This is a genomic window from Xanthobacter aminoxidans (genome assembly GCF_023571765.1).
Classification (GTDB): domain Bacteria; phylum Pseudomonadota; class Alphaproteobacteria; order Rhizobiales; family Xanthobacteraceae; genus Xanthobacter; species Xanthobacter aminoxidans.
Genome location: NZ_JAMJXC010000023.1, coordinates 67,616 through 77,220, shown reverse-complemented (window position 1 = coordinate 77,220; position 9,605 = coordinate 67,616). Strand labels below are relative to the sequence as shown.

The following is a 9,605-nucleotide window of genomic DNA, read 5'->3' as shown; positions in this document are numbered from 1 at the left end:
GCGACAACGTGTCGATGGACGTGCACCTGATCGTTCCGATCGCCATGGAGGAGAAGCTGCGCTTCGCCATCCGTGAAGGTGGCCGCACCGTCGGCGCCGGCGTCGTCGCTGCCATCATCGAGTGATCGCGCTTTCGAACCTCGCGTCCGCAGCGTGACGGAACAGGGCGGCGCCTTCGGGCGCCGCCTTTTTCTTTTGGCCTATCCCTAACCCCGCGCCCCCCGCAGACAGATGCTGTCTCCCACTGTCCCGGTGGCTTGCGCTCCCGGTTCGCGCCGGGCATCCTGCTTGGGCTCCCCTTTTGACGCGGCCACACGCAGCGCGTCCGGGTGCATCCCCAAAACTCGATAATGCAGAGGCAGGCGGCCATGGCGCGCGGCTCTACACGCTTGATCGTGCTCACGGGCGGTCCGGGTTCGGGCAAGAGCACCCTGTTGGATGCTCTTGCAACCGCCGGGCACGCCATCGCGCCGGAGGCGGGCCGGGCTGTCATCCGCCAGCAGATGGCCATTGATGGCCCAGCCCTCCCGTGGCAGGACCGGGCTGCGTTCGCGGAGGCGATGCTCGCCTGGGACCTGCGATCCTACGAGGAGCAGACAGGGCGGGTCAGCCCGGTCTTCTTCGACCGCGGCATTCCAGACGTGGCTAAATACCTTTCGCTATGTGGCCTGCCGATTCCCCGGCACATCAGCCGGGCTTGCGCGGTGTTCAGATACGACCCCCTCGTGTTCGTCGCCCCGCCATGGCGCGAGATCTACGCAAACGATGCCGAGCGCCGGCAGGATTGGGACGAAGCCGTGCGCACCCATGCGGTCATGGTCGACACCTATCGCGGCCTCGGCTACGAAACGGTGGACCTGCCACGGACCGACGTTATGGGACGAGCGGCCTTCGTCCTCCATCATCTCTAGCCGCCTTTGCGGTGGACAGGCCGGATCGCCCCCCGGTCCCCCTTTACAGCCGCGCGGCATCCCACTAAACACAGCCGGCCGATGCGCTGGGTCACTTCCCGGCGCGGCGGAGTCTACCCTCGAGGCAAGCTGATCGCTGAAAAGCTGATTCTGCCAGGCTTCGGGGCGCGGACCTTAGGAGTGTAGCTCAACTGGTTAGAGCACCGGTCTCCAAAACCGGGGGTTGGGGGTTCGAGTCCCTCCACTCCTGCCATCTTCGGCCAGCCCAGAACTTGGGCAACCGCAGGACGGCAGGTCAGGCGAGACGACGACGCCGGAATGGCACGGCTTGAAGGCGCGTTTCGGACAGCCCATATGAGGGCACGATCCGGCCCCGTCGAAGGCAAGCCCGCAGCAGCGTCTCGCGAGAGCCGAAGCCGGCGGGAAGAAGATTTGAGCGGCATGTGCCGCATTCGCGTCATCGGAAGGTCCGGTGCGTGGCAACCGGCGGCGCGGGAACGGGCGGCAACAGGAACGGACGGCGAGACGCCATGGCGAAGAACGGCCCGATGGAGTTCTATCAGCAGGTCCGCGCGGAAACGGCCAAGGTCACCTGGCCCACCCGCCGCGAGACGCTGATCACCACCGCCATGGTGTTCGTGATGGTCTTCTTGGCGTCCATCTTCTTCCTCGTCTCCGACCAGATCATCCGGTTCGGCGTCTCCACGCTGCTGACCCTCGGGCACTGAGGCGGGAGGCCCACATGGCGAAGCGCTGGTACATCGTTCACGCATATTCCAACTTCGAGAAGAAGGTGGCCGACTCGATCCGCGAGCAGGCTGACCAGCGCGGCCTGACCGATCTGTTCGAGCAGATCCTCGTGCCCACCGAGAAGGTGGTCGAGGTGCGCCGCGGCCGGAAGGTAGACACCGAACGCAAGTTTTTCCCCGGCTACGTGCTGGTGAAGATGGACCTCACCGACGAGGCCTTCCATCTCATCAAGAACACGCCGAAGGTCACCGGCTTCCTGGGCGCCGACAACAAGCCCATGCCGATCTCCGAATCGGAGGCCATGCGCATCCTGCAGCAGGTGCAGGAGGGCATCGAGCGTCCGAAGCCGTCGATTTCTTATGAGGTCGGCGAGACGGTGAAGGTGTCGGACGGCCCGTTCGCGTCCTTCAACGGCGTCGTGGAAGAGGTCGACGACAGCCGCTCGCGCCTGAAGGTGGCTGTGTCCATCTTCGGCCGCGCGACGCCGGTGGAACTCGAATTCGGTCAGGTCGAGAAGGTCTGACCGGAGCGGGCCGTCGCCCCCTCGGGGCAATGGTCCGAAGTCTGGCGCATTGCTTAAAGGGCAGTGTGCCGGCGTGGGAGGGGAGGGGGCGTCTCGCCAAGCGCCCTTTTGACCCGCACCACGCAATCCCGCCCGCCGCTCCCTCACCGGACGGCGGCGATTTTTGGGAGTTGTTGAAATGGCGAAGAAAATTACCGGTTACGTCAAGCTGCAGGTGCCTGCCGGCAGCGCCAATCCGGCCCCGCCGATTGGTCCCGCGCTCGGTCAGCGCGGCCTGAACATCATGGAATTCTGCAAGGCGTTCAACGCCCAGACCGCGCAGCTCGAAAAGGGCATGCCGATCCCGGTGGTGATCACGGCCTATCAGGACCGCTCCTTCACCTTCGAGCTGAAGACCCCCCCGGTCTCCTACTTCCTCAAGAAGGCCGCTGGCCTCGAGACGAAGAAGAAGCCCGGCTCGGGCTCGAAGACGCCCGGCAAGGGCACCTTCGTCGGCAAGGTCACGCGCGCCCAGCTCGCGGAGATCGCCGAGAAGAAGATGAAGGATCTGAACTGCGACACCGTTGAGGCCGCCGTCCAGATGATCGAAGGTTCGGCCCGTTCCATGGGTCTGCAGGTTCAGGGGTGAGCGCCATGGCGAAGGAAGGCAAGCGCATCCGCGCCATCAACGAGGGCATCGACCGTAACAAGCTGTACGGCCTCGACGACGCCCTCAAGCTCCTCAAGGAGCGCACCACCGCCAAGTTCGACGAGACCATCGAGGTCGCGCTGAATCTGGGCGTTGATCCCCGCCATGCCGACCAGATGGTTCGTGGCGTGTGCAACCTGCCGAACGGCTCCGGCCGTACCGTGCGCGTGGCGGTGTTCGCCCGTGGCGCCAAGGCCGACGAGGCCAAGGCAGCGGGCGCCGACATCGTGGGCGCCGAGGACCTTCTCGAGACCATCCAGGGCGGCACCATCGAGTTCGATCGCTGCATCGCGACCCCGGACCTGATGCCGCTCGTCGGCCGTCTCGGCAAGGTGCTCGGCCCGCGCGGCCTGATGCCGAACCCGAAGGTCGGCACCGTGACCATGGACGTGAAGGGCGCCGTCGCCGCCGCCAAGGGCGGCGCGGTGGAGTTCCGCGTCGAGAAGGCCGGCATCATCCACGGCGGCATCGGCAAGGCTTCCTTCCCGGCCGACAAGCTGGCCGAGAACATCCGCGCCTTCGTGGACGCGGTGGTGAAGGCCAAGCCGGCCGGCGCCAAGGGCACCTACCTGCAGCGCGTGGCGGTTTCCTCCACCATGGGCCCGGGCATCAAGGTGGAGCCCTCCACCGTGCTCACCGCCTGATCGGTCGAGATCAAGCTTCTGGAAAGGCCGGGCCGGTGGGTCCGGCCTTTTCGTTTGGATGTCACGTTTTGGCGAGGTTCGCGTGGTCCTTCCGCAGGCGCATGGCAGGCCGGCGGTTGCCGTATGCAAAAAGTGCGCAAGGACGATGATCGGGACGTGACAAGGCTGGCGCCAGCCTTTATATGGGCTGTTTCCGGGTGGCGTGCCGCCCGGATCAGGTATTGTGGCTTTCGCCCTTGACCGGGTGGAAGGGCTGGGAGGGTTCGCCCGCCCGGCCTTGTCGTCTGTCAGGCGTTCGGGTGGCTCCTTGGAGCCTTCGGGCGAACCAGCAGGCAAAGTCCTGTCCGAGACTGCCGGTGCCTCGATGGAGGCCTGATAGAGATGCGCCCCGCACGGGATGTTCGCTCAATCGGGCCGAGGATCAAGGCTTAATTCCCGACATCCGCCCTAACGGGCGGTTAATGGGGAGCCAGCATAGACGGGGAAGACCGGAATTTGCCCTCCGAACGGCCTGCGCCGGCGGAGATGAAGATCGGTTCGGAACCAGCGCCTTGCGCTTCGCGACACGGTTTTCCGTGCCCGGGCAATAGGGGACAGGGCATGTGAGCGTCGCGGATCGCGGCCTTCCATGTCGTCAGACAGGTTGGCCGCAGGACGCGGCAAGGCGCAACCGGCGGGACCGGATGCCTCCTTCGGGAGGTGGATGGTGCTGCCAAGGCTTAAAGAGAGCCAGACGTGGATCGAGCGGAAAAACAAGAGCTCGTCACGACGCTCACGGATGTGTTCAAGAGCACGTCCGTCGTCGTGGTCGCCCACTATTCCGGCCTCACCGTGGCCCAGATGTCGAAGCTCCGTCGACAGATGAAGGCCGAGGGTGCGACCGTGAAGGTGGCCAAGAACCGCCTCGCCAAAATCGCTCTGGAAGGCTCCGACGTCGCCCATGTGGCGTCCCTGCTGAAGGGACCCACCGTGATCGCCTATTCGGATGATCCGGTGGCGGCGCCGAAGGTTGCCGTCGAGTTCGCCAAGGCCAACGACAAGTTCGTTATCCTCGGCGGCGCGATGGGCAAGACGGCCCTTAACGTGGACGGTGTGAAGGCGCTTGCCACACTCCCGTCCCTGGACGAACTGCGTGCCAAGCTCGTCGGCCTCATTCAGGCCCCGGCGACCAAGATCGCGCAGCTCACCACGGCACCGGCGGCCAAGCTCGCCCGCGTGTTCGGGGCCTATGCCAAGCAGGACGAAGCAGCGTGAGGCCGCGGCCGCCATTGGCGGCCTGATCTCGCAATTCCAAAATCCGAACCTATCTTAAGGAATATCCCATGGCTGACCTGACCAAGCTCGTCGACGAGCTGTCCTCCCTCACCGTGCTCGAGGCCGCCGAGCTGGCGAAGCTCCTCGAGGAGAAGTGGGGCGTTTCCGCCGCCGCCGCCGTGGCCGTGGCCGCTGCCCCGGCCGGCGCTGCCGCCGCCGCGGTGGAAGAGCAGACCGAGTTCACCGTGATGCTTGCCGCCGCCGGCGACAAGAAGATCGAAGTCATCAAGGAAGTGCGCGCCATCACCGGCCTCGGCCTCAAGGAAGCCAAGGACCTGGTGGAAGGCGCTCCGAAGCCCGTCAAGGAAGGCGTGGCCAAGGACGAGGCCGAGAAGCTCAAGGCCCAGCTCGAGAAGGCTGGCGCCAAGGTCGAGCTCAAGTGAGCCTTTGACGTTTCGGGTCCCGGCCTCGTGCCGGGACCCGTTCCATAGCCGGCCGGAAGGCCGGACAGGGAGAGAGACGGTTCTCCCGGCAGCCGATCCGGACGAGGTTCGGGGGCTGCCGGGAGAGCCGTCATGGTGCTGAAAGGGGATGGCGTTTCGCCCCCAACCCTTGAAGGCACGATGGCTGACAGAGGTTCCGGTGCCGGCGCGGCGAGCCCGCCTCCTTCGGGAGGACAGGGGCCGGCCCGAGAGACCAGGACGGACGAGGATCGAGATGGCGCAAACGTTCACCGGTCGTAAGCGGATCCGCAAGTTCTTCGGCAAGATCAAGGAAGTGGCCGAGATGCCGAACCTCATCGAGGTTCAGAAGGCATCTTACGACCAGTTCCTCCAGATCGAGGAGCCCAAGGGCGGACGCGACGACGACGGCCTGCAGGCGGTGTTCAAGTCGGTATTCCCCATCTCCGACTTCTCCGGCGCGGCCATGCTGGAGTTCGTGCGCTACGAGTTCGAGCCGCCGAAGTATGACGTGGACGAGTGCCGCCAGCGCGGCATGACGTTCGCTGCCCCGCTCAAGGTGACGCTCCGCCTCATCGTGTTCGATGTGGACCCGGACACCGGCGCCAAGTCCGTGAAGGACATCAAGGAGCAGGACGTCTACACCGGCGACATTCCGCTGATGACCATGAACGGCACGTTCATCGTCAACGGGACCGAGCGCGTCATCGTCTCCCAGATGCACCGTTCGCCGGGCGTCTTCTTCGACCACGACAAGGGCAAGACCCATTCTTCGGGCAAGCTCCTGTTCGCGGCGCGGATCATTCCCTATCGCGGGTCCTGGCTCGACATCGAGTTCGACGCCAAGGACATCGTCTATGCGCGCATCGACCGTCGCCGCAAGATTCCGGTGACGAGCCTGCTGTACGCGCTGGGCCTCGACAACGAGGAAATCCTCTCGACCTTCTACGAGAAGGTGCCCTACGAGCGCGCGAAGGGCGGCTGGCGCATGCCGTTCGATCCCAAGCGGATGAAGGGCTACAAGGCCGTCGCCGACCTGATCGACGCCGACACCGGCGAGGTCGTGCTCGAGGCCGGCAAGAAGCTGACCGTGCGCGCCGCCCGCCAGCTCGCCGAGAAGGGTCTCAAGGCCCTGCGCATCTCCGACGAGGAGATGGTCGGCCAGTACATCGCCGAGGACCTCGTGGACCTCGCGTCCGGCGAAATCCACGCCGAGGCCGGCGACGAGATCACCGAGAAGACGCTGAAGCTGCTCGAGGAAGCCGGCTACAACGAGATTCCGATCCTCGACATCGACCACGTCAACACCGGCGCCTACATCCGCAACACGCTGGCGGCCGACAAGAACGTGACCCGCGAGGACGCGCTCTTCGACATCTATCGCGTGATGCGCCCGGGCGAGCCGCCGACGCTCGATTCGGCGCAGGCGATGTTCCACTCGCTGTTCTTCGATCCCGAGCGCTACGACCTCTCCGCGGTCGGCCGCGTGAAGATGAACATGCGCCTCGACCTCGACTGCCCCGATACCGTGCGGGTGCTGCGTCGCGACGACATCCTCTCCGTCATCAAGACGCTGGTGGAGCTGCGCGACGGCAAGGGCGAGATCGACGACATCGACCACCTGGGCAATCGCCGCGTCCGCTCGGTCGGCGAGCTCATGGAGAACCAGTACCGCGTCGGCCTGCTGCGCATGGAGCGCGCCATCAAGGAGCGCATGTCGTCCGTCGACATCGACACCGTGATGCCGCAGGACCTCATCAACGCGAAGCCGGTGGCGGCTGCGGTGCGCGAGTTCTTCGGCTCCTCGCAGCTGTCGCAGTTCATGGACCAGACCAACCCGCTCTCCGAGATCACGCACAAGCGGCGTCTCTCGGCGCTCGGCCCGGGCGGTCTGACCCGCGAGCGCGCCGGCTTCGAGGTGCGCGACGTGCACCCGACGCACTACGGCCGCATCTGCCCCATCGAGACGCCGGAAGGCCCGAACATCGGCCTCATCAACTCGCTGGCGACCTTTGCCCGCGTGAACAAGTACGGCTTCATCGAGGCGCCCTACCGCCGCGTGGTGGAGTCGAAGGTCACCGACGAGGTGGTCTATCTCTCCGCCATGGAGGAGGGGAAGTACTACGTCGCGCAGGCCAACATCCCGCTCGACAAGGACGGCCGCTTCGAGGAAGACCTCATCGTCTGCCGCCATGCGGGTGACGTGCTCCTCGTGAGCCCCGACCGCGTGGACTTCATGGACGTGTCGCCGAAGCAGCTCGTTTCGGTGGCCGCGGCGCTGATCCCGTTCCTTGAGAACGACGACGCCAACCGCGCGCTCATGGGCTCCAACATGCAGCGTCAGGCGGTTCCGCTGGTGCGCTCGCAGGCGCCGCTGGTCGGCACCGGCATGGAGGCCGTGGTTGCGCGTGACTCCGGCGCCGCCATTGCCGCCCGCCGCACCGGCGTGATCGATCAGGTGGACGCCACCCGTATCGTCATCCGGGCCACGGAAGAGGCCGACCCCTCCAAGTCGGGCGTCGACATCTACCGGCTGATGAAGTTCCAGCGCTCCAACCAGTCCACCTGCATCAACCAGCGCCCGCTGGTCCGCGTGGGCGATCAGGTGCGCAAGGGCGACATCATCGCCGATGGCCCGTCCACGGAGCTGGGCGAGCTCGCGCTCGGCCGCAACGTGCTCGTCGCCTTCATGCCGTGGAACGGCTACAACTTCGAGGACTCGATCCTCCTCTCGGAGAACATCGTCAAGGAAGACGTGTTCACCTCGATCCACATCGAGGAATTCGAGTGCATGGCCCGCGACACCAAGCTCGGGCCTGAGGAAATCACCCGCGACATTCCCAACGTCTCGGAAGAGGCGCTGAAGAATCTCGACGAGGCCGGCATCGTCTATATCGGTGCCGAAGTCCGCGCGGGCGACATCCTCGTCGGCAAGATCACGCCGAAGGGCGAGAGCCCGATGACGCCGGAGGAGAAGCTCCTTCGCGCCATCTTCGGCGAGAAGGCCGCCGACGTGCGCGACACCTCCCTGCGCCTGCCGCCCGGCACCACGGGCACCATCGTCGAGGTGCGCGTGTTCAACCGCCACGGCGTCGACAAGGACGAGCGCGCGCTCGCCATCGAACGCGAGGAGATCGAGCGTCTCGCCAAGGACCGTGACGACGAGCAGGCGATCCTCGATCGCAACGTCTACGGCCGCCTGACCGAGATCCTGGACGGCAAGGTCGCCATCGCGGGGCCGAAGGGCTTCAAGAAGGAAACCGCCGTCACCCGCGAGACCCTCGGCGAGTATCCCCGCTCGCAGTGGTGGCTGTTCGCCGTCGCCGACGACGCCATCATGGCCGAGCTGGAGGCGATCCGCGCCCAGTACGACGACTCAAAGAAGCGGCTCGAGCAGCGCTTCCTCGACAAGGTCGAGAAGCTGCAGCGCGGCGACGAGCTGCCCCCCGGCGTGATGAAGATGGTCAAGGTCTTCGTCGCGGTGAAGCGCAAGATCCAGCCCGGCGACAAGATGGCCGGCCGCCACGGCAACAAGGGCGTGGTCTCGCGCATCGTGCCCGTGGAGGACATGCCGTTCCTCGAGGACGGCACCAACGTCGACATCGTGCTGAACCCGCTGGGCGTGCCTTCGCGCATGAACGTCGGGCAGATCCTCGAGACGCATCTCGGCTGGGCCTGCGCTGGCCTCGGCCGGCAGGTGGCCGCTGCGGCGGAAGCCTATTACGCCAAGCAGGACCTGAAGCCCCTGCGTGACCGGCTCGAGATCATCTACGGCAAGGAAGAGATCGAGCAGATCAAGGACAGCGAGCTGCCCGAGCTCGGCGAGAACCTGCGCAAGGGCGTGCCGATGGCCACCCCGGTCTTCGACGGCGCCCACGAGGCGGACATCGAGCAGGAGCTGGAGCGGGCGGGTCTCGACCGTTCGGGCCAGTCCACGCTGTTCGACGGGCGCACCGGCGAGCCGTTCGATCGTAAGGTGACGGTCGGCTACATCTACATGCTGAAGCTGCATCACCTGGTCGACGACAAGATCCACGCCCGGTCGATCGGTCCCTACTCGCTCGTCACCCAGCAGCCGCTGGGCGGCAAGGCGCAGTTCGGCGGCCAGCGCTTCGGCGAAATGGAGGTGTGGGCGCTCGAAGCCTACGGCGCCGCCTACACGCTGCAGGAGATGCTCACCGTGAAGTCGGACGACGTGGCCGGCCGCACCAAGGTCTACGAGGCCATCGTGCGCGGCGAGGACACGTTCGAGAGCGGCATTCCCGAGAGCTTCAACGTGCTCGTGAAGGAAATGCGCTCGCTCGGCCTCAACGTCGATCTCGAGAACACCTGACGGGCGTCTGAGCCCGTCACCCCGCGCAAAGCGGATTGCCC

9 protein-coding genes and 1 tRNA gene are annotated in these 9,605 nt (G+C 65.8%); all 10 read left to right on the top strand.

What is annotated here, in order from left to right; genetic code table 11:
- Positions 1 to 125, top strand: a 125-nt coding sequence (locus EJ105_RS24300; protein ID WP_488657465.1) for an EF-Tu C-terminal domain-related protein, incomplete at its 5' end; no start/stop codon positions are given.
- 243 nt (positions 126 to 368) lie between these two features.
- The gene (locus tag EJ105_RS24295; protein WP_250168345.1) at positions 369 to 911 is read left to right on the top strand and encodes an AAA family ATPase; all 543 of its coding nucleotides are present in this window, start codon (positions 369 to 371) and stop codon (positions 909 to 911) included.
- A gap of 176 nt (positions 912 to 1,087) precedes the next feature.
- Positions 1,088 to 1,164: transfer RNA gene (locus EJ105_RS24290), tRNA-Trp, on the top strand.
- 277 nt (positions 1,165 to 1,441) lie between these two features.
- Positions 1,442 to 1,639, top strand: coding sequence for a preprotein translocase subunit SecE (gene secE / locus EJ105_RS24285; RefSeq protein ID WP_029557788.1), 198 nt, complete (start codon positions 1,442 to 1,444; stop codon positions 1,637 to 1,639).
- 14 nt (positions 1,640 to 1,653) lie between these two features.
- On the top strand, positions 1,654 to 2,184 hold the full coding sequence (gene nusG, locus EJ105_RS24280) for a transcription termination/antitermination protein NusG (protein ID WP_250168344.1): 531 nt from the start codon (positions 1,654 to 1,656) through the stop codon (positions 2,182 to 2,184).
- A gap of 178 nt (positions 2,185 to 2,362) precedes the next feature.
- Positions 2,363 to 2,812: a 50S ribosomal protein L11 gene (rplK, locus tag EJ105_RS24275; RefSeq protein ID WP_024279835.1), complete on the top strand. Its 450-nt coding sequence runs from the start codon at positions 2,363 to 2,365 to the stop codon at positions 2,810 to 2,812.
- Between the two features lie 5 nt (positions 2,813 to 2,817).
- A complete protein-coding gene (gene rplA, locus EJ105_RS24270) occupies positions 2,818 to 3,516 on the top strand; it encodes a 50S ribosomal protein L1 (RefSeq protein WP_024279834.1) in 699 nt (232 codons plus the stop codon).
- Between the two features lie 735 nt (positions 3,517 to 4,251).
- Positions 4,252 to 4,770, top strand: coding sequence for a 50S ribosomal protein L10 (rplJ, locus tag EJ105_RS24265; protein ID WP_024279833.1), 519 nt, complete (start codon positions 4,252 to 4,254; stop codon positions 4,768 to 4,770).
- Positions 4,771 to 4,838: 68 nt separating this feature from the next.
- Positions 4,839 to 5,213: a 50S ribosomal protein L7/L12 gene (gene rplL / locus EJ105_RS24260; protein ID WP_029557790.1), complete on the top strand. Its 375-nt coding sequence runs from the start codon at positions 4,839 to 4,841 to the stop codon at positions 5,211 to 5,213.
- A 274-nt stretch (positions 5,214 to 5,487) separates the two neighbouring features.
- A complete protein-coding gene (rpoB, locus tag EJ105_RS24255; protein ID WP_029557791.1) occupies positions 5,488 to 9,564 on the top strand; it encodes a DNA-directed RNA polymerase subunit beta in 4,077 nt (1,358 codons plus the stop codon).
- Positions 9,565 to 9,605 lie beyond the last annotated feature (41 nt).

What these genes read in the sequence shown, in the direction of transcription:
- secE (WP_029557788.1), top strand. Translation starts at nt 1,442, where the DNA reads ATGGCGAAGAACGGCCCGATGGAGTTCTATCAGCAGGTCCGCGCGGAA.
- rplA (WP_024279834.1), top strand. Translation starts at nt 2,818, where the DNA reads ATGGCGAAGGAAGGCAAGCGCATCCGCGCCATCAACGAGGGCATCGAC.
- EJ105_RS24295 (WP_250168345.1), top strand. Translation starts at nt 369, where the DNA reads ATGGCGCGCGGCTCTACACGCTTGATCGTGCTCACGGGCGGTCCGGGT.
- rpoB (WP_029557791.1), top strand. Translation starts at nt 5,488, where the DNA reads ATGGCGCAAACGTTCACCGGTCGTAAGCGGATCCGCAAGTTCTTCGGC.
- rplK (WP_024279835.1), top strand. Translation starts at nt 2,363, where the DNA reads ATGGCGAAGAAAATTACCGGTTACGTCAAGCTGCAGGTGCCTGCCGGC.
- rplL (WP_029557790.1), top strand. Translation starts at nt 4,839, where the DNA reads ATGGCTGACCTGACCAAGCTCGTCGACGAGCTGTCCTCCCTCACCGTG.
- nusG (WP_250168344.1), top strand. Translation starts at nt 1,654, where the DNA reads ATGGCGAAGCGCTGGTACATCGTTCACGCATATTCCAACTTCGAGAAG.